Origin of the sequence: Microbacterium trichothecenolyticum, from assembly GCF_030818955.1 — a bacterium.
Taxonomy (GTDB): Bacteria; Actinomycetota; Actinomycetes; order Actinomycetales; family Microbacteriaceae; genus Microbacterium; species Microbacterium trichothecenolyticum_B.
In genome coordinates this window covers 1,752,669-1,775,476 of sequence record NZ_JAUTBF010000001.1, presented here as the reverse complement: position 1 = coordinate 1,775,476, position 22,808 = coordinate 1,752,669, and the positions used below count along the sequence as shown (strand labels likewise).

29 protein-coding genes are annotated in these 22,808 nt (G+C 65.2%); 21 read left to right on the top strand and 8 right to left on the bottom strand.

Annotated features, from left to right (window positions below; genetic code table 11):
• Positions 1–4: 4 nt before the first annotated feature.
• Positions 5–1,261, bottom strand: coding sequence for a multidrug effflux MFS transporter (locus tag QE412_RS08440; protein ID WP_307482252.1), 1,257 nt, complete (start codon positions 1,259–1,261; stop codon positions 5–7).
• Between the two features lie 46 nt (positions 1,262–1,307).
• Between QE412_RS08440 and QE412_RS08435 the strand changes: the two genes are divergently transcribed.
• The 4 genes from QE412_RS08435 (at position 1,308) to QE412_RS08420 (ending at position 3,751) form a co-directional block, all read left to right on the top strand.
• The gene (locus QE412_RS08435) at positions 1,308–1,772 is read left to right on the top strand and encodes a MarR family winged helix-turn-helix transcriptional regulator (protein WP_307482251.1); all 465 of its coding nucleotides are present in this window, start codon (positions 1,308–1,310) and stop codon (positions 1,770–1,772) included.
• A 183-nt stretch (positions 1,773–1,955) separates the two neighbouring features.
• Positions 1,956–2,408, top strand: coding sequence for a hypothetical protein (locus QE412_RS08430; protein WP_307482248.1), 453 nt, complete (start codon positions 1,956–1,958; stop codon positions 2,406–2,408).
• Between the two features lie 414 nt (positions 2,409–2,822).
• The gene (locus tag QE412_RS08425; RefSeq protein WP_307482245.1) at positions 2,823–3,308 is read left to right on the top strand and encodes a DNA/RNA non-specific endonuclease; all 486 of its coding nucleotides are present in this window, start codon (positions 2,823–2,825) and stop codon (positions 3,306–3,308) included.
• 8 nt (positions 3,309–3,316) lie between these two features.
• Positions 3,317–3,751, top strand: a complete 435-nt coding sequence (locus tag QE412_RS08420) for a hypothetical protein (RefSeq protein WP_307482242.1) — start codon at positions 3,317–3,319, stop codon at positions 3,749–3,751.
• Here QE412_RS08420 and QE412_RS08415 read toward each other — a convergent pair.
• Both QE412_RS08415 and QE412_RS08410 read right to left on the bottom strand, forming a co-directional pair.
• The gene (locus tag QE412_RS08415; protein WP_307482239.1) at positions 3,714–4,049 is read right to left on the bottom strand and encodes a hypothetical protein; all 336 of its coding nucleotides are present in this window, start codon (positions 4,047–4,049) and stop codon (positions 3,714–3,716) included. The two genes, QE412_RS08420 and QE412_RS08415, sit on opposite strands and share 38 nt — an antisense overlap.
• 437 nt (positions 4,050–4,486) lie before the next feature.
• Positions 4,487–4,696 carry a DUF1653 domain-containing protein gene (locus tag QE412_RS08410; RefSeq protein ID WP_307482237.1) on the bottom strand — a complete coding sequence of 70 codons (210 nt, stop codon included), beginning with the start codon at positions 4,694–4,696 and terminating at the stop codon, positions 4,487–4,489.
• A gap of 374 nt (positions 4,697–5,070) precedes the next feature.
• On the opposite strand from QE412_RS08410, the gene QE412_RS08405 reads away from it, so the two are divergent.
• Positions 5,071–5,391: an ATP-binding protein gene (locus QE412_RS08405; RefSeq protein ID WP_307482235.1), complete on the top strand. Its 321-nt coding sequence runs from the start codon at positions 5,071–5,073 to the stop codon at positions 5,389–5,391.
• A gap of 131 nt (positions 5,392–5,522) precedes the next feature.
• Here QE412_RS08405 and QE412_RS08400 read toward each other — a convergent pair whose 3' ends face one another.
• Complete coding sequence (locus tag QE412_RS08400; RefSeq protein ID WP_307482233.1) at positions 5,523–6,086, bottom strand: hypothetical protein; 564 nt, start codon at positions 6,084–6,086, stop codon at positions 5,523–5,525.
• A 141-nt stretch (positions 6,087–6,227) separates the two neighbouring features.
• Between QE412_RS08400 and QE412_RS08395 the strand changes: the two genes are divergently transcribed.
• Positions 6,228–7,016 carry an alpha/beta fold hydrolase gene (locus QE412_RS08395; RefSeq protein WP_307482230.1) on the top strand — a complete coding sequence of 263 codons (789 nt, stop codon included), beginning with the start codon at positions 6,228–6,230 and terminating at the stop codon, positions 7,014–7,016.
• Positions 7,017–7,030: 14 nt separating this feature from the next.
• On the opposite strand, the gene QE412_RS08390 is transcribed toward QE412_RS08395, so the two are convergent.
• Positions 7,031–7,936, bottom strand: a complete 906-nt coding sequence (locus QE412_RS08390) for a DMT family transporter (protein WP_307482227.1) — start codon at positions 7,934–7,936, stop codon at positions 7,031–7,033.
• A gap of 72 nt (positions 7,937–8,008) precedes the next feature.
• Between QE412_RS08390 and QE412_RS08385 the strand changes: the two genes are divergently transcribed.
• The 3 genes from QE412_RS08385 (at position 8,009) to QE412_RS08375 (ending at position 10,209) form a co-directional block, all read left to right on the top strand.
• Complete coding sequence (locus QE412_RS08385) at positions 8,009–8,926, top strand: LysR family transcriptional regulator (RefSeq protein ID WP_307482225.1); 918 nt, start codon at positions 8,009–8,011, stop codon at positions 8,924–8,926.
• Between the two features lie 115 nt (positions 8,927–9,041).
• Complete coding sequence (locus QE412_RS08380; protein WP_307482222.1) at positions 9,042–9,527, top strand: hypothetical protein; 486 nt, start codon at positions 9,042–9,044, stop codon at positions 9,525–9,527.
• Between the two features lie 82 nt (positions 9,528–9,609).
• Positions 9,610–10,209: a DUF305 domain-containing protein gene (locus QE412_RS08375; RefSeq protein ID WP_307482220.1), complete on the top strand. Its 600-nt coding sequence runs from the start codon at positions 9,610–9,612 to the stop codon at positions 10,207–10,209.
• Positions 10,210–10,255: 46 nt separating this feature from the next.
• Here the strand turns inward: QE412_RS08375 and QE412_RS08370 are convergent, their stop codons facing one another.
• On the bottom strand, positions 10,256–10,756 hold the full coding sequence (locus tag QE412_RS08370; RefSeq protein WP_307482218.1) for a small multidrug efflux protein: 501 nt from the start codon (positions 10,754–10,756) through the stop codon (positions 10,256–10,258).
• A 152-nt stretch (positions 10,757–10,908) separates the two neighbouring features.
• Between QE412_RS08370 and QE412_RS08365 the strand changes: the two genes are divergently transcribed.
• Positions 10,909–12,069: a sensor histidine kinase gene (locus tag QE412_RS08365; protein ID WP_307482215.1), complete on the top strand. Its 1,161-nt coding sequence runs from the start codon at positions 10,909–10,911 to the stop codon at positions 12,067–12,069.
• A complete protein-coding gene (locus tag QE412_RS08360) occupies positions 12,066–12,668 on the top strand; it encodes a response regulator transcription factor (protein WP_307482213.1) in 603 nt (200 codons plus the stop codon). The genes QE412_RS08365 and QE412_RS08360 overlap by 4 nt, the downstream gene beginning before the upstream one ends.
• Before the next feature lie 102 nt (positions 12,669–12,770).
• Here the strand turns inward: QE412_RS08360 and QE412_RS08355 are convergent, their stop codons facing one another.
• Both QE412_RS08355 and QE412_RS08350 read right to left on the bottom strand, forming a co-directional pair.
• Positions 12,771–13,208: an ImmA/IrrE family metallo-endopeptidase gene (locus tag QE412_RS08355; protein ID WP_307482212.1), complete on the bottom strand. Its 438-nt coding sequence runs from the start codon at positions 13,206–13,208 to the stop codon at positions 12,771–12,773.
• A gap of 17 nt (positions 13,209–13,225) precedes the next feature.
• Entirely contained in the window at positions 13,226–13,648 is a 423-nt protein-coding gene (locus tag QE412_RS08350; RefSeq protein ID WP_307482208.1) for a helix-turn-helix domain-containing protein, read from the bottom strand.
• Between the two features lie 837 nt (positions 13,649–14,485).
• Between QE412_RS08350 and QE412_RS08345 the strand changes: the two genes are divergently transcribed.
• From QE412_RS08345 to sucC, 10 genes are all read left to right on the top strand, one after another.
• The gene (locus tag QE412_RS08345) at positions 14,486–15,388 is read left to right on the top strand and encodes a hypothetical protein (protein ID WP_307482205.1); all 903 of its coding nucleotides are present in this window, start codon (positions 14,486–14,488) and stop codon (positions 15,386–15,388) included.
• A complete protein-coding gene (locus tag QE412_RS08340) occupies positions 15,389–16,204 on the top strand; it encodes a hypothetical protein (protein ID WP_307482203.1) in 816 nt (271 codons plus the stop codon).
• A gap of 315 nt (positions 16,205–16,519) precedes the next feature.
• Positions 16,520–17,032, top strand: coding sequence for a SagB/ThcOx family dehydrogenase (locus tag QE412_RS08335; protein WP_307482201.1), 513 nt, complete (start codon positions 16,520–16,522; stop codon positions 17,030–17,032).
• Positions 17,022–17,903 carry an ATP-binding cassette domain-containing protein gene (locus QE412_RS08330; RefSeq protein WP_307482198.1) on the top strand — a complete coding sequence of 294 codons (882 nt, stop codon included), beginning with the start codon at positions 17,022–17,024 and terminating at the stop codon, positions 17,901–17,903. Before QE412_RS08335 ends, QE412_RS08330 begins: the two co-directional genes overlap by 11 nt.
• A 2-nt stretch (positions 17,904–17,905) precedes the next feature.
• Positions 17,906–18,649 (top strand): ABC transporter permease, encoded by a 744-nt coding sequence (locus QE412_RS08325; RefSeq protein ID WP_307482195.1) that lies wholly within the window; start codon positions 17,906–17,908, stop codon positions 18,647–18,649.
• Positions 18,650–19,054, top strand: a complete 405-nt coding sequence (locus tag QE412_RS08320) for a M50 family metallopeptidase (RefSeq protein ID WP_307482192.1) — start codon at positions 18,650–18,652, stop codon at positions 19,052–19,054.
• Positions 19,044–19,274, top strand: coding sequence for a 2TM domain-containing protein (locus QE412_RS08315; protein WP_307482189.1), 231 nt, complete (start codon positions 19,044–19,046; stop codon positions 19,272–19,274). Before QE412_RS08320 ends, QE412_RS08315 begins: the two co-directional genes overlap by 11 nt.
• The gene (locus tag QE412_RS17700; protein WP_373426572.1) at positions 19,261–19,506 is read left to right on the top strand and encodes a zinc ribbon domain-containing protein; all 246 of its coding nucleotides are present in this window, start codon (positions 19,261–19,263) and stop codon (positions 19,504–19,506) included. Before QE412_RS08315 ends, QE412_RS17700 begins: the two co-directional genes overlap by 14 nt.
• A gap of 1 nt (position 19,507) precedes the next feature.
• Entirely contained in the window at positions 19,508–20,944 is a 1,437-nt protein-coding gene (locus tag QE412_RS08310; RefSeq protein ID WP_307482185.1) for a YcaO-like family protein, read from the top strand.
• A 694-nt stretch (positions 20,945–21,638) separates the two neighbouring features.
• Complete coding sequence (gene sucC, locus QE412_RS08305; protein ID WP_307482183.1) at positions 21,639–22,802, top strand: ADP-forming succinate--CoA ligase subunit beta; 1,164 nt, start codon at positions 21,639–21,641, stop codon at positions 22,800–22,802.
• Positions 22,803–22,808 lie beyond the last annotated feature (6 nt).

The window sequence follows — 22,808 nt, the reverse complement described above, 5'->3', positions numbered from 1 at the left end:
GGTGTCAGTGACCCGCCGCGCTGCGCGCCTTCGCCGCCCCCTCCGTGCGGCGCGTGACCGCGAGGGCGACGGCGGCGATCGCCGCAGACGCGAGCATGACGATCGCCAGGGGAGCGGCGGTGCCCTCGCCGCCCAGGCTGACCAGCGGCGAGACCACTGCGGCCAGCCCGAACTGCGCGGCTCCCAGCACGGCCGAGGCGCTCCCGGCGATGCGGGGGACGGCGCCGAGAGCCAGCGCGGTCGCGTTTCCGAACACCAGGCCCAGCGACCCGACGGCCGTGAAGAGCGGCACCGCGAGCCAGAACGCCGGCGCTCCCGAGAAGACGAGAAGCGCGAAGGCGATGGTCGACGCGGTCACGATCGCGATACCGAGGGTCAGGACGCTCTCGACCGAACGGGTGGCGGTGAGCTTCGGTGCCAGCCCGCTCACGAACACCAGCGCGAGCGCGTTCAGGCCGAACATCATTCCGTAGCCGACCGTGTCGAGCCCGAGCATGTTCTGGTAGAGGAACGGCGACGCCGAGATGTACGCCATCATCACGGCGAAGCCGAACGCGAACACTGTCGTGTAGCCGATGAAGGTCCGAGACCACAGCGCCCGCAGGGGAGACCCGGATGCCACCCGCTCGGCGCGCAGCGCGTCGCGGCGGGCGCGCAGGTGCGTCTCGCGCACCACGACGAGCACGGCGACGAGCATGGCCACCGACAGCCCCAGAACGATCGCGAGCAACCCACGCCAGCCGATGGGTCCGGTCAGCAGGCCGCCGAGGAGCGGGGCGACGACCGGGGCGACGCCGCCGACGATCATCATGAGCGAGAAGGCACGCGCGGCAGCCTTGCCGGTCGCCAGATCGGAGATGACCGCGCGGCCGATCACCATTCCGGCAGCTCCGCCGAGGCCCTGCAGAAGACGCGCGACGACGAGCACGGCGACGTTCGGCGCGAAGACCGCAACGGCGCTCGCGAGCACGCAGAGCGCGGCTCCGGCGATGAGGGGCGGGACGCGCCCGAACCGGTCGGAGAGGGGACCGAACACGAGCTGTCCGGCGGTCACGCCGATGAGGAACGCCGTCAGCGTGAGTTGCACCGTCGTGGCCGAGGTCGCGAGGTCGACCGTCATCCGCGGGAACGCCGGCAGGTACAGGTCGGTGGCGAAGGGCGCGACCGCGCTCAGAAGGCCGAGCACCAGCAGGAGCGGCGTCGTGATGTCGTGGGAACGGGATGCCGGTTGCGTGCGCGCGGAGTCGGTGTCGGTCGTCATAGTTATGAAAGCATAACTTATTATGTGCGGCTGGTACAGTCGCCGCGTGCCCCCCGCGATCTCCGACGACGCTCTCGCCGAGTTCGCCGACGTCCTGATGCGCGTCGCGCGGGAAATCGATCCGAACGGCCCCCAGGCGCCCGACATCATTTCGCTGACGGGAACGGAAGCACTCGTCATGAGGTGGGTGCACCACAATCCCGGCGCCTCGCCGAGCGCCGTCGCCAAAGCCACCGCACTGCAGCGCAGCAACTGCAGCGTCGCGCTGCGCTCGCTGGTCGCGAAGGGTCTCGTCGAGCGTCAGACCGCTCCGGATGACGCCCGCGCGGTGCGCTTGCAGCCCACCGCTCTGGCGGAGGAGAGCGTGCGCAAGCTCCACGCCTACTGGGCCGACCGCCTGCGTGTCGCGCTCGACGGCGACGATGCCGGGGTTCAGGCAGCGGCCGCCCTGCTCGCGCGTGTCGATGAGGCACTGCGCCGCGGCGACGACCCGGCTTCGTCTGCTCGCTGAGGCCCTCCGGGGGAGGGGGGCTGAGAGATCTGGCAAACTCCATGGCGCGCTCGATGGGGGACGACCTGACTTCCCTAAGTGCGAAGGTGCAGGCCTCGGTGGATGATTTGCGCGTCAGGCTGGGGAGCCCCAGTCCCGCATACGCCGGGTTCGGGATAGTCCTGACACAGTAAGAAGTACCTCATGACGACAACAGCGTCAGCCGAACAGGCCATCCTTCATGACCTCATCTCGAAGTGGATCTCGCTCGGTGTCGAGTACATCAGCGGCACTGAGGGAGTCGAGGCAATCTACATCTATGCAGCCAACGAAGTGCCAGGCGCTACATATGTGGGTATCGCGTTCGAGAAGGATGGCGAGATTGATTACCCTGCGCGGGCGCGTGGGGGCGGCGCGCAAGCAACGAACTTGTCGGGCCAGATGATTGAACTGCTTCTCGAAGATCTCGGGGAAGCCCGGCGCAAGTTCGAAAACATCGGTGTTCCCTCGCCAACCGAGTACAGAGTGTTCTACGAGATCGCGACGAGGAGGCTCGAGGTGCGCCTGTCGCGCGAGACCATCTACCGGGGTTCGAACAAGGCTCCCTCGGTCGACGGTTTCACGATGTGGCTCGGCGATCGGGCACCGAAGCTCTGAGGCGTGAACGTGCCCGGCTCGCTGGCGTGCGCGGTCGCTCTGAGAGGCGCTCGCGAAGAGCGCGGCTGACGGTGTTCGGGTCAGCTTCGCGCCGCTTCACGATGGACCCGCCTCGCACCGTGAAGTCGCTCATGGGGATGCCCACAAGCGACAGCCCGTGAGCGGGGATGAGTTCCCTGCGTCGGTCGTCGTAGATGCGTCGCTGGATGCCGCGGTGAACTCCCGAGACGGTGAGGACGTCCGGTTTGCCGAAGTGCTCGACCACCTCGGTGTGCTGCTGCTTTCGGCCGGGCGGCGCCTGGTGGGGGAGTCCCGAGTGGTCAGGATCTCACCCTCAGTGGATCCAGGCTGGATCTATCTGACACCCCGGGCGCAGGAACGGGCCGACTGGGCGCTGGCGAGCCCTGGACGCCGATGCCCCGCGAGCAGCTCGACCAGCTGCCCATCGTCCGAGACGGCTCGCACTTCGACGCAAACGGCGACCTCACCCCGAACACCTGGTACCAGACGGGCGAGCACGAGTACATCTACCACACCGACGCGAACGGGCACATCGACCGGTTCATCGCGGATGACGTGCAGCTGAAGACGCACGACGGACGCCTCCCGCACGACGGGAACACTCCGGGCAAGCTCCCCGGGGATCACGCGGGCCATCTCATCGCGGATGGACTGGGCGGCTCGCCCTTCCGAGACAATCTCGTCAGCATGTTGTCGACCCACAACCTCAGCTCCTTCCGGAAGCTCGAGATCGCTTGGGAGCGCGCGCTCCTGTCGGATCCCCCGGGCCGGGTCAGCGTCGAGGCGCGCATCATCAATGATCCGACAGGGCGGCCTCAGAGATTCGAGATACGCTCGGTTATCAACGGTCGCCGCGTGGATCTTGACCTCAACCAGTAGGAATATCAGTGAGCGAACAAGAAATTCTCCGGGATCTGATTTCGAAGTGGGTCTCGCTGTCTGTGGAGTACGCCGGCGATGCGCCCGATGTCCGCGCGTTGTACATCTACGGCGCGTCCGAGGTTCCCGGTGTCACCTACGTCAACGTGCTGTTCGATCAAGCGGGACAGATCGTCTATCCCACGGACCTCGTGGGAACGGACAGCTCAACGGATAGGGCTGGCCAGATTCAGTCGCTGTTCCGGAGCGACCTGTACGACGCGGCTGACAAGTTCACCTCCATCGGTGTGCCGCCGCCGACGGAGTACCGCGTGTACTACGAGCCGAGTTCTCGGAAGCTCGACGTGCAGCTCTCACGGGAAGTGATCTACGGCGACAGCGACAAGACCCCATCCGTCGACGGTTTCACGATGTGGCTCGGCGATCGGGCACCGAAGCTCTGAGGCGTGAACGTGCCCGGCTCGCCGGCGTGCGCGGTCGCTCTGAGAGGTGCTCGCGAAGAGCGCGGCTGACGGTGTTCGGGTCGGCTTCGCGCCGCTTCACGATGGAGCCGCCTCGCACCGTGAAGTCGCTCATGGGGATGCCCACAAGCGACAGCCCGTGAGCGGGGATGAGTTCCTTGCGTCGGTCGTCGTAGATGCGTCGCTGGATGCCGCGGTGAACTCCCGAGACGGTGAGGACGTCCGGTTTGCCGAAGTGCTCGACCACCTCGGTGTACTGCTGCTCATGAAACTCGATCACGAGATTTCAGCCACTCGAACCAATGCTGGCGCATGCCGACAGAGCCGAGAACCTTGTCGCAGAGATCCTTCCGTATCAACACCGGGCCGCCCACGCAGGTGGGTTGTGCGGAATTCGCGCGGGGGCGACGGTGAGGCACGAATACACGACGGGTGCTTCCGTGAGCGACGACCGCCGACGCGAAATCGGCGACTCGGACGAGGTCGTCGAAGACGAGCTCGCCGAATCGTTCGACGCGACGGTCACGGAGGGCGTGGAGCGACATCACCCTGATGACGCGGATGCAGCAGGGCACGCAGTCCGACCCCGCAGATCGTCGCCACCGTCATCGGCGGCTTCCTCCTGGCCGGGTTGCAGCTCTTCCACTCCATCCTCGCGACCCGAAGGTCTTCTCCGCCGCGTCATCTCCTGCGGCGCGCAGAGGTGCTGACGTGCGCCTAGACGATGCGTCGGAATCTCGGCCCCGAGTACCCGTCCCGCTCGACCGTCCCCGTGAACATCTCCACCGGTCGGACCCAGTACGAGTAGTCGTCGTAGAGCTTGCGGTACGAGACGAAGACCTCCTCGGTCTCGGAATGCCGCGCGGTTCCGAACACCTCGTAGCGCTGGCCCTTGAAGTGCTCGTAGATGCCGGGTTCGATCGCCATTCCGACCGTCCTCTCGTGTTGCCGTCGCTGCCTCGGTGGAACCAGATGCCGAGTATGCCAGCGGTGAAGGAGCCGTCACGAGTTCGAGCTGTCGTCGAGGAGAGGAGCGGATGCCGAGACCGCCGCCGCCCGCCCGCCGCTGGCGATCTGCGCGATGAGCGTGAGCCATGGCATCCTGACGCTCCTCATCCGCCCGTGGTCACGACGGTGCGCTCGCGTTAGGGTCGCCCCATGGCGCGAATCCTGGTCACGGGAATGTCGGGCACCGGGAAATCCACGGTGCTCGCGGCGCTGGCCGCGCGCGGTTATCTCACCGTCGACACCGACCTCGACGGCTGGACCGACGGCGACGGGGCCCGTGGGATGCCGCCCGGATGGCGGACCTCCTCGCGACCGAAGCGACCGTCGTGGTCTCGGGGACGAGCGAGAACCAGGGCGACTTCTACGACCGTTTCGAGCAGGTGGTGCTGCTCAGCGCGCCGGTCGAGGTCCTCATCGAGAGGGTTCGCGCGCGCACGAACAATCCGTACGGGCACACCGTCGAGCAGCAGGACCGGATCCGCGCGCACGTCGCCGACGTCGAGCCCCTGCTGCGACGAGGGGCGTCGATCGAGCTGGACGCGCGGATGCCGATCCGCGAGCTCGCCGAGGTGATCGCGCGTCTGGTGGGCCCGCGTCCGACGCGACACGATTAGGCCTGTACGGACGGAGGTCGGAATGCTCACCGTAAAGTCCGTCGAGGGGGATGCGGCGCGGCCGCACGCGAGGTTCTGGGACCGACTCGTCCCTTCCACATCACCCGGCCTCAGCCGGGTAGGCGGGCGCCTCAGGAGGAGCGCCACGCCAGTCCGAGGAGAAGCAGGATTGTCCCGGAGGCAGCAGCCGAGGCCACTGCCGAGACCGCGCCGCACATCGTCATCGCGGCGAAGAACCGCTGGCCGAACCTCGTTCCCCGGGCGCCCATCGCTGCGTAGGAGATTGAGATGAACGAGGCGATCACGATCACGGCGATCGGCACTGCCGGCGCCACGCGGAACGCGGGGATCTCGGGAAACACGAACGCCAGCCACATCATCGATGTGCTGCTGGTCGTCGCCGCATATGCCGATATGGCGATCCAGACGATGTTGAAGACGACGACCGGTCTGAGCCAGCGCCATCGTTCGCGCACCACGACCAGCTCGTGTCCTCGGTGCGGGGCGTGATCGATCGGATCGACCAGGGGCGCGTCCTCGTCCGCGGTGTTCTCGGGCGGCGTCCCGGTCGCCGAGGTGCCGGCCCGAGCCAGGGCTTCGCGATGCTCGAGCTCCGCGGCGTCGATACGTGTCGAACCGCCTTCCCACGTGAACTCGCAGGTGGGCTCGGCGCATCTGGTGAGGAGCAGGCTCATACCTCCCAGCCTGCACCGCGTCGCGTGGGAAACAGCCCGACTATGTCATGCGTGTGGACAACTCACCTCACTGGCTGAGTCCCGGGGCTACCGCGCCAACCCCCGGAGCGGGTCGTGCGCCGCGCGAGCTACCGTGAGGCGGTGGAGTTCGTACGCCGGGAGCTTGTCGTCGCAGACGGAACGACGGTGTCGTACGCGGTCTCGGACGGGGCCGGCCCGAGCGTCGTCATCCTGCACGGCCTGGCCGGGAGCGGCCGGGAGTTCGCCCCGACGGCGGGCGCACTGCGCGGGCGCCGCGTCATCCTGATCGACCAGCGGGGACACGGGCACAGCACCCGCCGCCCGCACGACACGTCGCGCGAGGCGTTCGCGTCCGATGTCGCCGCGGTGATCTCGGCCGAGTCGACGACGCCCGTGGATCTCGTCGGGCAGTCGCTGGGCGCGCACACGGCGATGCTGGTGGCCGCGTGGCATCCGCGTCTCGTCCGGCGACTGGTGCTTCTGGAGAGCGACGCCGGCGGAGGGACCCCGGAGTCGATCGCCGCCATGGGGGAGTACTTCCGGTCGTGGCCGATCCCGTTCGCCGACCGCGCCGCGGCGGTTGACGCCCTCGGCGATGAGCCGCTCGCCCGGGCGTGGGTGGCCGACCTGGAGGAGCGCGCCGACGGCCTGCATCCGCGATTCGACCCGGACGTGATGGTGGCGACGATGGGGCACGTCGTGACTCCCCGCTGGGATGACTGGAGCCAGGTCGCTGCGCCGACCCTCGTCGTCTATGCCGACAACGGCATGTTCATCGAGGAGCAGAAGGCCGCCTTCGTCGCAGGTAACGGCAACGCGACCAGGATCGACCTCGCGGGGGCATCGCACGACGCGCATCTCGACGCCTTCGACGCGTGGGTGGCCGCGCTGACGTCGTTCCTGAAGTGACGCGCCAGCCCGCCTCAGCGGTTGCGCAGCGTCATTGCGAGCGTTGCGCCCGTGATGATCGCGATGCCGAGCAGCTGGAACGCGTCGGGCAGGTGCCCGTAGACGGCGACGTCGACGAGCACGGCCACGGCGGGGTTGACGAACGATAGCGCGGCGATCGTGATCGTCGAGAGCACGCGGGCCGTGCTGTAGAGGATCGAGTACAGCAAGCCCGTGTGCACGATGCCCATCACGGCGATCCAGATCCACGAGCCGTCGCCCCACCGCAGGCCCTGCGCGAAGGGGAGGAGCACGGCGGCGCCGACGACGCACTGGATGAGGGTCATCGGATAGGGACGGATGCCACGGGTGTGCTGCGCCGCGAACGTCGCCACCGCGTACAGCGCACCGGCCGCGAGGGCCGCGCCGACGCCCAGCAGCTGGGAGGGCTCGAGGGGCTGGATGCCGCCGGGGCCGAGGAACTGCGTCGCCAGCAGCAGCCCGCCGAAGGCTACGAGCAACCAGGCCATATCGCTGCGCCGCGGTGCTCGGCGGGCGGCGAGGGCGCCGAGTGCGACGAGGAAGAACGGCTCCAGGTGGTACGCGACGGTCGTGACGGTGATCGTCGTCTGGCTGAACGAGAAGAAGAGGAACGCCCAGTTCGCCACGAGGGCGAGACCGCCGACGATGGTCAGGGCGACCGCGCGGCGCGTCCAGATCGACGTCTGAAACGACCGCGTCGCGAACGACAGGATCAGCAGCGTCACCGCACCGAAGACGCAGCGCCAGGCGGTCGTCGTGATCGCGTCGGTACCCGCCTGGATGCTGAACAGCCCGATGGTGCCCCACCCCGCCATGGCGAGCGCGAGCAGCACGCTCGCGCGGGCGCGCGGATTGCGGGACGAGGGGATGCCGGTGGCAAGAGGGGCCGTCTGGGTCACGCATCCATGTTCCCGGCGTACACCGTGAAGCACTATCGACGATCAGGCGGGTGACGGATTTAGGATCAGTGAATGATTGACGTGCAGGGGCTCCGGGCGCTCATCGCCGTGGCCGACACCGGTTCGGTGACCGCGGCGGCCGCCTTGCTGCACTACACCCCGTCGAACATCACGCAACGCGTCCAGCGTCTGGAGCACGCCGTCGGCGCTCCGCTGCTGGAGCGCGTGGGTCGCGGGGTCGTCCTCACCGAGCTCGCTCACCGTCTCGTCGATGAGGGGAGGGCGGCCGTGCGGAGCCTGGACGACCTCGCTGAGGTCGTGGCATCCGATGGTCCGTCCGGCCGGGTGCGGGTCGCGGCGTTTCCCACCGCGCTGCGTGGGCTGGTCGTTCCCCTGATCCGGACCCTGCTCGATGCCGACCCGAGCCTCCGGGTCGAGCCGGTCGAGCTCGAGCCCGCCGACGGGGTCCGGCAGGTGCGCCTCGGTCTCGTCGACCTCGCCATTGTGAAGGTGTGGGGAGCCACGTCGAGCCGTACCGACCCGGACCTTCACCGTGTCGTCCTCGGCCAGGATGCCGTCGACATCGTCGTTCCGCGCGACCACCGGCTCACCGGTCGTCCCCAACTGCGGTGGGCCGATCTGACGCACGAGACGTGGGCCGTCACGCCCGACGACGACCCCTACCGGCGGTGGCTCGAGACGACGACCGGACTCGACCGCGGCAGCGGCATCGTCTACGAGGCCGCGGAGTTCGCATCCCTCCTCGCGTTCGTGCAGGAAGGGCTGGCGATCGCCGCGGTGCCGCGCCTCGGCCGTGGGGAGCTCCCACCCGGCACGGTCGCGGTGCCGCTCGCGGAACCCGGTGCCTTCCGCGAGATCGCCGCAGTCGTCCGCGCGACGCGTCGGGAGAGCGTGAACGTGCGCGCGGTGCTCGACGCGATGCCCCTCGATGCTCTGTCCCAGACGGTGCGGGCGGACTCGGTGAGGTGAGCGGGGCGGGAGCGACGCTGCGGGCTCTTCGGTCTGCTCTCGGCCGCGGTGGCGCCGGTGCTGCGGAACCCGGCGCCCGCAGCATCGCTACCCTGGGCGGTCCGGGGAGGTGAGGATGTCGATCATCGCTGTCGCGGCGCACGCCCGCCGCCCGACGATGCTCGTGCGCGTGCTGCTGCTCACGGCCCTGATCATCGCCGGTCTCCTTGCGATGCACGCGCTGAACACGCACGGCACCGCGGCGGGACACGGCGGTGCGATCCTCCACGGCACCGCGGTCAGCCCCCACGCTGCGTCGACACACGGTGCCCACGCGGGTCATGCCGCCGGGGCCGCGGCATCCGTCTCCGCCCACGAGGACCACCGCGTGATGAGCGCGGCCATGGCGGACGTGGTGGTCCCGTCCACCGATCACGCCATGGCGTGGATGGCGTGCGTGCTCGCGCTTCTCGGCGCGGTCATCCTGTTCGTCGTCGCGGTCGGGCGCCGGCTCCCGGGCGCTCGCGCGCAGCAGCTTTCTTCGATGCGGACGCGATGGTCCGTCCTCGCGCACACGCTGCCGCCACCCTCGCTCGCGCTCCTCTGCATCCGTCGGACGTGAGGGCGCGCCGGCCCGCCCCGCGCGGGCAGCGCACCCTGCTCGGCGCCCGCCGAGCGCCACCACCGACTTTGGAGAACACACGATGGACAACCGCACCGCGGCGACCGCCGCGATCACCCTCACCGCCCTCCTCCTGCTCGCCGGGTGCACCGGCGGAACGACCTCGCACGAGGGCATGTCCGGCATGGACCACGGCAGCGAGAGCTCCGCACCGCCGGCGGCGAGCGGCGCGACTGACGCCGACGTCATGTTCGCGAGCATGATGATCCCGCACCACGCGCAGGCGATCGAGATGTCGGACACCCTGCTGGCCAAGGACGGCATCGACGAGCGCGTCGCCGCCCTCGCCCAAGAGATCAAAGCCGCCCAACAGCCCGAAATCGACAAGATGCAGGGGTGGCTCGACGCCTGGGGAGCCGAGGCGTCGGACGGGCATGCCATGCACCACGGCGACGGCATGATGAGCGCCGACGATATGGCGATGCTCGAGAACGCCACGGGCTCCGAGGCCGAGAAGCTGTTTCTGTCGCAGATGATCACGCACCACCGCGGTGCGGTCGACATGGCGCAGGCCGAGATCGAAGACGGCTCGGACACCGCCGCCGTCTCGCTCGCCCGCAGCATCGTCGAGGCGCAGATGGCCGAGATCGCCGAGATGGAGCAACTGCGAGGGAAGCTCTGACGATCGGGCGGGGCGCGGATGCCGTGGCCTCCGCGCCCCGCCCGACTCACGCCACCGCGCGGATCACGCCCGTGATGATCAACGTCACCACCGTCGTCCACAGGGCGATCGCCGCAGCCTGCCAGGCCAGCACCCGCAGCGGGGGCACGCCGGTCGACGTCAGCGCCGCCGCGGTGAACTGCGTGGGCAGGAGGAGGGGGCCGAGCAGGCTCACGCCCGGCGTTCCGTAGCGGTGATAGGCGCGCTCGAACTTCTCGCGGCGCGCGGAGCTCGGTTTCTCGGGGGCGCCGCGGCGCGTGGTGACGGCGGTGCGCACGCGGGCGGTCGCGAGCACGACGATCGCGACGCAGAGGAGGTTCCCGACGGCTCCCGCCACAGCGGCGACGACCGGAGGGATGCCACCGATGATGCCGATCGCGGCCGCTCCCTCTCCTTCGATGAAGGGGACGGCGCCGGCGAGGGCCACGACGAGGGGCTGCACGAGGTCGGGGACCTGGGCGACGAGGTTCTGGAAGCCGAGGACGAGATCGGAGACGGGGTTGGACATGACTGCTCCCGGGGGATGGGGGCGCGGCGTGTTCCGCGGTGATTCCATCCCAGCGACCGCGTCCCGTCGACGGCAGTGTCACGGCGTCATGAGCCCACGGGAGGATGCGCGGGATCGACCATGACGAATGTCACGGACGTACAGTGGCGGAGGTGACCTCGTCCCCCTCCGCGACCTACGCCCGCGACGTCCGCGTCACGTGGTGGTACACCGTCGCCTCCATCATGCTGCTGCAGGTCTTCGGCCTGGCCGTGTGGGCGCTCCTGGTCGCGCTGGGCGAGCCCTCGCTCGTCACGGTGCTGTACCTCGTCGGCGCGGCCGGGTCGACGGCATCCGCGATTCTGCTCCTCATCCACTACCGGCGCGAGCCGCTCGACGAGGGCGACGCGATCGGTGTCCGCCCCGTCTGGCCGGTGGTCCTGGCAGGGGTCGCCTCCGGTGCGCTGGCCGGTGCGGCCGCGGGGTCGCTCCTGCTCGCCGTCGCGCTCGCGGCGCAGGCGCTCTGCCTGCTGCGGTGGCGGGTCGGCATCCGCTTGCGTCTCGTCGTGCTCCTGATCGCGGTCATCGTCGCGGCCTGGATCATCGAGGTCGCACGCCTGAATCCCACGGGGTACATCGCGGACGTCTTCGGGGTCGGCCTCTTCACCGCGATGCTGCCGCCGCTGTCGGCGACCTCCCTGTGGTGGTGGGACATCGTGCGCGAGCTCGACCGTGCACGCCGCGTCGAGGGCCGTCTCGCCGCCGCGCAAGAGCGCCTGCACCTGGCGAACGACCTCCACGACCTCCAGGGGCATCACCTGCAGGTCATCGCGCTGCAGCTCGAGCTCGCCGAGAAGATGCTCGCGCGCGACCCCGCCGCGGCGATCGAACAGGTGCGCCTCGCCCGCGCGAGCGTCGACGAAGCGCGGCGCGGGACCCGCGAGTTGGCGACGCGCTTCCGGGGAGTCCCGCTGCCCGACGAACTCGCCAACGCGGCCGATCTGCTGCGCGCGGCGGGCCTGCGGGTCGACGTCGACATCGCTCCCGACGCCGCCGAGGCTCCGGCGGAGGTGCTCGGGCCGGTGATCCGGGAGTGCACGACGAATGTGCTCAAGCACGGCGGCGGGGTCTCGGCATCCCTCTCTCTTCTGCGGGACGACGAGACGTGGGAGCTTGCGATCGCGAACGACGCACCGGCGGCACCCCGACTCGGCGGCAGCGGACTGGACGGGATCGCCGAGCGTGTCGGACGCGTCGAGGGGAGCGTGGATGCCGTGCACTCCGGCGACCGCTTCACCGTCACCGTCCGCGTGCCCGCGGGGGTGCGGGCATGATCCGCGTTCTCATCGCCGATGACGAGGACATGATCCGCACGGCGCTCGCCGCCCTGCTGCGCCTCGAACCCGACCTGGAGGTCGTGGCGGAGTGCCGCGACGGTGAGAGTGCCTTCGCCGAGGCGGAGCGGCTCAGGCCCGACGTCTGCCTGCTCGACCTCGAGATGCCCGGCCTCGACGGGGTCGACACCGCCGCGAGGATCCTGCGCTGCGTGCCCGCGCGCTGCGTGATCGTCACGCGCCATGCGCGGCCGGGGGTCCTGCGGCGCGCGCTGAGCGCCGGGGTCGATGGGTTCCTGCCGAAGTCGCGTCCGGCGGACGACGTCGCCGCGGTGATCCGCGAAGTCGCCGCCGGGCGGCGCTACGTCGACCCCGAGATCGCCGCCGACGCCCTCAGCGACGAACGCAGTCCCCTCACCGACCGCGAGCTCGACGTGCTGCGGGCGGGCGCGCGAGGGGAGACGGTGGCCGAGATCGCTTCGGCGCTGCACCTGTCGGCCGGGACCGTGCGCAACCACGTGTCGTCAGTGCTGGGGAAGCTGGGGCTGGCGAGTCGGCAGCAGGCGACGATCCATGCGCGGGAGCGCGGGTGGATCTAGGCATCCGACACGAGGAGCGGGGCGGGGCGAGAACAGCGTCTTCGTCGCGGTGGGCGTATGCCAGGGCGGCGTGCGTGGGTGACAACGCTTACGGGGGTGGCCTCAGGATGCCCAGCGTGCGGCGTGCTGGAACTGGCCTCGCCCCAGACGGGCGCGTGTGTAGGTGGTGCCGCAGACGCGCGTCAGATGGTTCTTCACGAAGACGCGGAGGATCTTGAGCGTCACGCCGAGCTCTTCGGCGATGTCGATGTCGGCCAATCCCATTGCCTCGAGCTGGGCCCATCGCTCCGGATCGACGAGAACTCCCGCGGCGTACGCGTCGGCAGCGGCCTCGGCCTCGGGATCGTTTCGACCCCGGTGTCCATGGAACGCGTGCCCGAGCTCGTGGGCGAGGACGCAGGCGCGCTCGATGGGGGTGAGAGCGAAGTCGTACACGACCATGCACCGCTCGTGATCGTAGAAGCCCCGATACGGCTCCGGGAGGTGAGCGACGTGAACCGTGACGCCAAGGCGTGCTGCGAGGGTGAGTAGATCTCTCATGGCCTCCCTGTCGGCGATCAGTCGGTCTCCCTCGTGCGCTCGTCGGTGTTGGCGGCGTCGAGGAGACCGGGCGAAACGTGGCCGAGATAGGTCACGTTGTCCGCGGCGTCGATGGTACGAGGGGCTTCGGACACCGAGGCGAGGAGCTTGTCGAGGCCGTCCTGCGCGGAGCCCCTCGATACGGAGCCGGCGGCGCTGTAATCGATGAGAGCCATGTCGACGATCTCACGTGTCGGTATCTGGAGGACGGATGAGATGCGCTCGAGCTCGGAGACCGAGGTCTCGTTCGCCCCGTCTTCGCGTCGCTTCAGGTTCGAGAGGGGTATGCCGGTTTGTCTCGCGAGGGCTTCGCGCGTGACGCTCCGGCGCCGTCGCGCTGCCCGTATCGCCGAACCCAGATGCTCGTCGAACGGATGGGGCGTCTTCTTCCTACGGACCATGCCTTCAGCGTAGGAGAGGCCTCGCGTTCGCCGGCCGGGTGAAATTGCTTGAGAGAGTCAAACAGGACCTCTTAGCATTCATATATGAACACTCGGAAGTGCGGAGAGCGCCCGGTGGAGAGGGCGCCAGACGCCCTTCCGGACGGCGACCACGCCGTGTGTTCAGAACGAGATGCATCTGTGCGCGAGTTCCTCACGGAGGGCGCGCGGCGCGGTGCAACGACGGAACAGATGTTCCCGACGTGAAGCGTCTGAGGCTCTTCGCCTGTTCGCGGGCGGGTGCTCCGCGCGACGAGACACGCTCGTGACCGTGTTCGAGCTGGTACCCCAACACGGGGGTCATCCGCGCCCGGTTCCTTGCAGAGGAGAGGACAGGGCCGAACGATGACCCGCGAGGCGTCTTCGATGTTTTCCACACCGCAAGAGACAAAGGACATGTCATGACCGAACAGGCCATCGAGCGAGAGATCGTCGTGGCCATCGTCGAGTGACTGGGGCTGCGGTGATGCTTCGCTACTGCTCCGCTCTTCAAATTGGTGCGGGGTGGCGCATGACGGGCTGACTGCGGAGCGGGGGCGCCGGATGTGCATTCTCGTTCTGCCGTGACAGACAAGAAGGAGGTGAATTATGACGAAGACCGAGAAGGCCGAGAGCGTTTACAAGAAGGATGCGATTGCCGCACTGGGCGACGGCTGGTGCTGCTGGTGTTGGTGCTAGATCGGCACTGATTCATTCCGTGCGGGGTGGGGTGCTCATGCACTTTATGGAACCCGGCCCCGCATGGTTTCAGGAAAATCAGTACTGACGCTCATAGTTTCGTTCAACGGAGGATCAAAGATGGACGGCTACGTCCTCAATAAGTTCGTGACACTCATTAAAGTTGGCCAGCGCCGGTTTCTCATCAAGCACGGACAGTTGAGCCGTACGTCCTTTGTGTTGGATTTCGAGGCAGATCAACTCGCTCGGGTGGCGTTGCTGGACAAGTTGATCACCGATGGTCGGATCGACGCCGACGAGCTTCTGGGGCTTCAGTCTGACGGTGGCCAAGCGAACGAGGTGCTTGAGCTCCTCCTGGATGAGCATGTCCTTGTTGCGCCACACTCTCAGGACTTCACCCAGTACTACGCGCTCATCAACGAACGCCGACTCAGTGGGGAGCCGATCAAGCCATCGATCATCGTCGCGTCGTCGCCGGAGGTTGAGCACGCGCTGTCAGACGGTCTCCGTGGCGTCGATCTGCCTTACACGATGGTGACGCCGAACGAGTTCTTCGCGTCCGAGGGAACACCCGAGTCGCTGGTCGTGGTCTATGACCGCTTCGACTCGGCCGACTTTCACCGGTTCAACCAGTTCGCAATCGAGCACAACACGCCTTTGGTGCTGGGCTATCTCGACGGCAGCACCACGATTATCGCGCCGGTCGTGCTCCACGGAGAAACGGTTTGCTACAACGAGCTAGAGATTCAGCTCGAGGCAACGCTGACTCATCGACCGGAGTATCGAGCATACAAGGCAGTCGAGCGGGCTTCGATGGCGTACCCGCCTTTTCTGCTCAATCAACTCACCTTCTTCTCGCTGCATCTTTGGCTGGACTTCGTACTGACCGGTTCGCTGAAGACCAAGAATCGCGCGCTGATTTTCGATACAGAAAGCCTGCGATTCGATCTGGTCGATGTGCTGCCGCTGCCGGTTTGCCCGGCATGTCGGCTCGATCACGCCATGTCGCATGACTATCTGTGAGTGGTCGCTGTGACCGACGGGACAGCAGGCGCCGATATCGTACAGTCGGCTGAAGGTGCCACCTTCACGGAACTCGAAGAAACTCTCATCCCCTATCCCGATTCGTTCGATCTTCAACGTCGCAACGATACGGAATACATTCTGCGACTACGAAACGGCTTGGGGTTTGAGCGGTTTATTATCGAGAGTCGAATCAGTCGGTTCGACAACGAGGACTTTTCGACCCTTGATAGCCGCTTAACGAGCCTGGTTGAGTGGTATCACTCGACGGTTTACAACATAAACGACGAGTTGCTAGAGCCAGAAACTGCGCTCGTTATCGATGCCGCGGCCGGCCCTTCAGGGCGGATTTTCGCACAACTCCACGCCAATCTTGCGATGGTGCAAGAGCACCTGTTGTATGTGGACATTTATGTCCTGCGCGGCGGCTGGGTCTATCGCTACATCGGGGCGCGAAATCTGCTGCTGTCGAAGATGGCGGCCTCCGTGGCGGACCTTGCGGGGGCTATACCCAATCGTCGGGACTCGTTCGAGACGGCTGTCGAGCACATTGTGCTGGTCGCCAGGCCAAAGCGCAGTGCGATGGTGCACGGTGAGCGGGCGCTTGTCCGATCGCTCGTCGCGGCCGGGGAACTGGTGCAGATAATCGCTTCGATTCTCGGATCGCCGATGTCTACGACCAAGGGGCGGCGCTACGCCGATGTCTTCGACCGGCAGGCCCTCGCTGCCATAGGTGTCGAGGGTTACGACACCGTGGTCGCCTCGGTCTTCGAACTGCATGACCAGACGACCCCAGAGGGAGGGGAGCGAGTGTGAACGCACTGACCGAGCATGCTGAGACGCATGACGGGGCCGATGAGTCCACCGACACGGAGACGTTGAGCATCGTCGACCAGGTCATCGCTAGCCACGACGGCTACGAGGCCATCGACGTTGTGGCGGGGCTGCAACGTGCCAAGCTCATGAAGGCACCGCCGACGCAGCGAGAGTTCGACGCGTCGTACCTGCGCATCTCGCTCGTGAATGTCGTCGAGCCGGCCGCGCTGACTGGTGCCTTGAGCGTCGCCGACACGATCGCTGGCCGCACCTCGCACCGCGACTATGCCAGGCGCTCGATTGACTTTGGGCGAATTGGCCTTCATCTTGCGAGCTTCTATCGGCACCAAGGGCTATCGCTCCAACGCCTACAACGTCCACAGCTATCCAATCTCCAACGCGCCGTCGGCAGGTGGCTTGCAGCCGCTCAATGTCTACGTCTACGTGTCCGACGTGGAAGGTCTTGCAGACGGTGTCTATTACTACGCGCCCCGGGACGACGAACTGGTGACCATCTGGCAAGGTCGGCCCGACGTGGATCTCGCGAAGATCTTCGTCACCGACTTTTCGCCACGAGCTCAAGTGTCAATTGTGATGACCGGCGACATCAGGAGGTTCGCTTGGAAGTACGGGTATCGTGGCTATCGGTTGCTCAATGTCGATTGTGGCGTGGCGGCCGGATACATCGGACTGGTGGCCGAATCCGTCGGAATCGGTTCGTGTCCGGTGGCGGCATTCTCTTCCAAAGACGTCGTAACGAGTCTCGGTCTGGAACGCGAAGAGCTCCCGCTGCTTTGCCTTTCGATGGGACCGAAACGTGAGCAGTAGTCTCATCTTTCGCCAGGTGACCAAGCGGTTCGGCGACACGACGGTTTTCGAGGGTGATAGCTTCGAATTGCGCCCTGGGTTGTCGTTTCTCGTGGGCCGTAATGGGGCCGGAAAATCAACCCTCGTGCGACTGGCGACAGGTATCGAGCGGCCCACTGCCGGTCAGGTTCTTATCTTTTCCGACCCCACTCATCTGATCAAGCAGGAGACCAAGCGGAGATTTGGGCTTCAGCTGCAGAACGACGCCTTCCTTAAAAGCGTCCGAGTGGGCGAATACATCGAGTTGTATAAAAGGCTGTACCTTTCCGGTGGTGCGTCGCCGACGATCGATCTGCACGAAATAGCAGATGTTCTCGACATTGGCCCACTGATGCGTTCTTATGCTTATGCATTGTCCGGTGGTCAGAAGAAGCGTGTCTCGTTGTTTTTGACGATTATCGGTCGTAAGGAGCTTCTCGTTCTCGACGAGCCGACTGCGGGTATCGACGTCGACGTGAAGGACAAAATCATGCGGGTCATCCGCCTGTTGCAGGGTCAGAATGTTGACCTGCTGGTCTCCTCACACGACCTCAGCGAATTTTTCGAGATCGCGGATAATGTATTGGTAGTCGATGGTGGAATTCGATTCAACGGGACCAAGACCGCGTTTCGAGAAAGATTTGGCTATCCGTACAAGACTGTCGTGCCGACGGCAGCCGCTGGGGTCGGTCTCCCGTCGGTGGAGCACGAGGATGGCGTAAGTTACTTCGCGCGCACGACCGAGTTGCTCGGGGAGGCGTTCCCCGGGAATTCGATTCTGCCGACTACTCCCAAAGACTTTTATCAGCTCGCAACGCGCGCGACTCATGGGGAGGCGAAGTGGACTCGTTAAAGATGATCGCGGCACACATCCGCATAGAGATCCTTCGCTTTTGGCGCGAACCTATCGCGCTTTTCTTCACGTTGATCTTTCCGATTGTCCTCATCTTCATTTTTGGTGGTTCGTTCGGGTCGCATGAAGACGGCGGTACGGGGATCAGCTATTACAACTCGTTGGTCGCGATCGATGCAGCCTTTCTGGTTGGCAACTTCACCCTGATGGGAGTTACTAATGACCTTGCCAATCAGAAGGAAGCTGGTATCACGGAGGCTTTGTCGCTGCTGCCGATAAAACTCTGGCAGCGATTCCTGATCGAGTCGTCCGCATATCTGTTGATCGTCTTCGCATCGGTGGCGCTGGTGACGGCCTACGTCTTCATCGTGTACCGCGACGTCGAGTTCCGTGGCAACGTCGTCTTGTTCGTCATGACACTGACGGTTGCGTATTTTGCCTTCGTGTCTATCGCTAAGCTCATCGCCTCTTTGAGGTTCAGTGCGCGGACGCTTCAGCTCATCGGTTCGACAGTTTTCTTCATTCTTCTGTTCACTTCGGGGGTCGTGATTCCGAAGGACTCGCTGCCCGACTCGGTTTCGTGGTTCACGAACATTTCGCCGATGTACCTGACATACAAAGGTTTGGAGTCGATCTGGAATGACACTGTCGAGTGGGGTGCCTATGCGTTGCAACTCGGCGAACTGGCGGCAATCGTCGTCGTCTTCACGCTACTGGTTCGGCTGCGATCAATGATTCGGGCCTAATTGGTCGACCTTCTCACGCTTTACTTCGTCGGGCTCCTTGGAGCAGCTGTGCATGAGACAGGGCATGTTGTTGCGTGTTGGGCATCTGGCCGGTGGATACGCGGTGTGCGCATCGGTAGCGGCGTCGGGTTCGGTCTCGGGAAGCTGCGATTTGGTTTGATTCCGTGGGGTGGGGGCGTCACCTTCGAGTCGCGTGGTGAATCGGTGCCGAACAGGCTGTTGCTCTACGGCAGCGGGCCGGTGGCTTCCGCTGTGTTTGCGGTGGTTTTGATGCTTGGGTCCTCGCTCAGCTACTGGAGTATCGCCGCTTCGATCCTGGTGGTGCTTCAACTTGCTATGTCTTTGTTGCCGACCGCGGGGTCAGATTTCGCCAACATGAGAAAGAGGGATGAACATGAACTATGAACAGCGACGTGCGCGCGCATTTCGGAATCTTCGCAACTATTTGATCGGCGTGGCCATCTTCGTGGCTGTCAACATCATTGTTATCGTGGCGATTCCCGGATATTCGTTTCCGCAGAATTTCTGGGCGATTTGGCCGGTTCTGGGTTGGGGAATCCCGACGCTCTGGCGCATTTTGGAATTGCGGCGATACCGAAGCGGTGAGCCTGATGCAGATGTGTGAGAGTTGCACCAAGCCGCTCTCAGATGTAAATCGCGGCACTAGTGCCGACGGTGGTGTATCAGAACTGTATTGCGAATCGTGTTATCAGCGTGGGCTTTTCGTAAACGATATGACGCTCGATGAAATGCGTAGCCATGTGGCGCAGGTTTTGCAAGGCAAAGGAATTCCCTCTCTTGTTCGCAAGCGAATCGTCGCCAACGTGGGGAATCTGGAACGATGGAGGGCTGTCTGAGGTGAATGTGACGGTTATCAACCGAACGGGGGTGCGCTATGGGTATCGCAAACCGCACGCCACCTACCGGGCGTACCGTGAGCTAGAGCGTTACTACGGCCCGTATGAGTTATTTGATAAGGTGTCGACCTACTTCCGCACCTCGGCTGAGCTGCCGAGTTACATCGGCAAGGGAGTCTATAACGATATCGACTACATTCTGCAGTCGATGATCGACAAATTCGGTCAGAATGCCAATCTCTCCAAGAGTCTCTTCGGAGGCGGCAAAGGCAATACTTTCGCCAAGCTTTACATCTCGACGCTGGGGGAGATGTTCGAGCGAATTGTCGGCGCGATGAGTTACTACGCTCATAGGGATCGTTTTGTCTTCGGTTCGGCGCGGGAGCTGTCAGATCGCTACGCAGTCTGCGGGCCGAATGAGATTTCGATTTTCGCACCAGAACAACTTGCGGATCCGGATTTCCTGTTTTCTGAATTCACTGAAGATGCGCGTATCAACTGGATTCCGATGCGCCGGTTGCTGACTGGCGAAGAAGTCCTGGTGCCGGCTCAGCTCGTTTTTATATACTATCCCCTCGAGACCGAGGGGGAGTCGCGGATCGGATACGCAACCAGTGGTGGCCTGTCGTTGCACGATGACCGCGAGCGAGCATTACTGCACGGCATTACTGAATGCATCGAGCGTGATGCGATCAATCTCCGTTGGTACAACCGGATTCCCGCTGCCCCGATTGACCTTACGGAGCTGCCGGGCCTGAGCGACTATGGCCGCTCAGTGATCGCTCATGCCGAGAAGACGGGCAAGCGGATCGAGGCATATCAGCACAACATCGACCTGGAGTCCTACCCGGTCGTCACAACGGTCTCGTTTGATGATCATATGCGCAAGTTCTCATTCTGTGCGGGTGGTGGCGTTGGCGCCACGTTGACCGAGGCGGTCGAGAGCTCGTTCAGGGAGTACGGTCAGAGTGAACTCAACCTTCGGTCGCTTTTCTACAATCCCAATTGGTATTCGTCTCGTTCGATGATCGACCTGTTCGGGTTCGATGAGTTTTCCTTGGAAGAGATGACACTGTTCTATGAGATCGTCCCATATTATGGACTCAAGCGGAATAGATCTAAGCTTGAGTGGTATTTTGCAGGTGCGGCGAAGGGGAAATCGAGTGAGGCGGGCGCTGTGGTTGTCGACGAGTTCGCCCATCTTCTGGCGGTTCTCGAGAAGGAAAAGATCGACCCGCTGGTCATCGATCTGACTCCGCCGGGCTTCACGTCGATTTCGTTGATGAAGAGCTTCGTTCCCCAGTTGACCTTTGCGTTTTTGCCCAATCGTCCTTGCTTCGGGCATTCAAGATTCTATCGACTTGCCTACGAACGAGGGCTTATTGATGCACCTCTGCGATATGAGGACTTGAATCCCGAGCCTCTGCCATTCCCGTAGCACTGGTGCCCCTAACGAGCAATTGCTCGGTTGGGGCCCGCCTCGATGACGGAGCATGCATCGAGGCGTCAGTGCTCCAGTCCGGTATGACGCTCCAAGCGTTCGATCGAAGCGTTCGCGGGGCCGCATGGCCGTCTCTTGTGCCGCGTCGTCTGACCTGTCGGCGATGTCGGCACGGTCGAGTCACATGCCTCTCTCAGCGCGTGGGGTCGAGAATCTCTCAGTGCGCGGGGTCGGGAATCACCGGCGCCGTCGCGCCGTCCAGACGTGCGCCCACGATCATCGAGGCCGCGGCCAGCAACACCGCGAGCTGGGTCGCGGCCTGACGGCGAGCGAACCGAGACCGTGTCGCGGTGTTTTTCGGCGACCGTGTCGATCCAGGCGTCGAGCTCGTCCACGGTCGGAAAGGTCTCGAAAGCGGGCACGGTCGCCGCGATCGCGCCGACCCGGGGAAGGTCGTGGGGTGGAGCCACGGCGCGAGGGTAGGTCGCCGTCGGGTTCCGGATGCCACGACCCCGGGCGACTCAGGAGGAGACGAAACCGTGAGGGTTCGGCATCCCACGTCCCTCCCATTGAAGGGGCAACCGTCCGGCGTTCTCACCCCCGTCGGGTAGGGTGGACGATTGGCGCAGATCTCTTGATATCGAGAGAGTTCGCCTCCTCCCGCCACCGATCGCCCAGCGAAGGATCATCCGTGGATCTCTACGAGTACCAGGCACGTGACCTGTTCGAAAAGTACGAGGTGCCGGTGCTCGCCGGCATCATCGCCGACACCCCTGAGGAGGCGAAGGCGGCCGCGGAGAAGCTCGGCGGAGTCGTCGTCGTCAAGGCTCAGGTCAAGACCGGAGGCCGCGGCAAGGCCGGCGGCGTCAAGGTCGCCAAGACCCCCGACGAGGCGTTCGAGGCGGCCCAGGCCATCCTCGGCCTCGACATCAAGGGCCACGTCGTCAAGCGCGTCATGGTCGCCGCCGGCGCCCGCATCGCCAAGGAGTTCTACTTCTCGGTGCTGCTCGACCGCGCCAACCGCTCCTACCTCTCGCTCTCCAGCGTCGAGGGCGGCATGGAGATCGAGGAGCTCGCCGTCGAACGTCCCGAGGCGCTCGCGCGTATCGAGGTCGACCCGATCGAGGGCATCACCCCCGAGAAGGCCCTCGAGATCGCCAAGGCCGCGAAGTTCGACGACGAGCTCGCGCCCAAGGTCGCCGACGTCTTCGTCAAGCTGTTCAACGTCTACAAGGGCGAGGACGCCACCCTCGTCGAGGTGAACCCCCTCATCCAGAGCGAGGACGGCGACATCATCGCCCTCGACGGCAAGGTCTCGCTCGACGAGAACGCCGGCTTCCGCCACCCCGACCACGAGGAGCTGGAAGACAAGGATGCCGCCGACCCCCTCGAGGCGAAGGCGAAGCAGCACGACCTCAACTACGTCAAGCTCGACGGCCAGGTCGGCATCATCGGCAACGGCGCGGGTCTGGTCATGTCGACCCTCGACGTCGTCGCGTACGCCGGTGAGAAGCACGGCGGCGTGAAGCCCGCCAACTTCCTCGACATCGGCGGCGGCGCCTCGGCGACCGTCATGGCCGCGGGCTTGGACGTCATCCTCGGTGACGAGCAGGTCAAGAGCGTGTTCGTCAACGTCTTCGGTGGCATCACGTCGTGCGTCGCCGTGGCCGAGGGCATCGTGAAGGCCCTCGAGATCCTGGGCGACACCGCGACCAAGCCGCTCGTCGTCCGCCTCGACGGCAACCAGGTCGGGGAGGGCCGCGAGATCCTCGCCGCCGCCAACCACCCGCTCGTCACCCTCGCCGCCGGTATGGACGAGGGCGCCGACAAGGCCGCCGAGCTGGCCAACGCGTAAGGGATA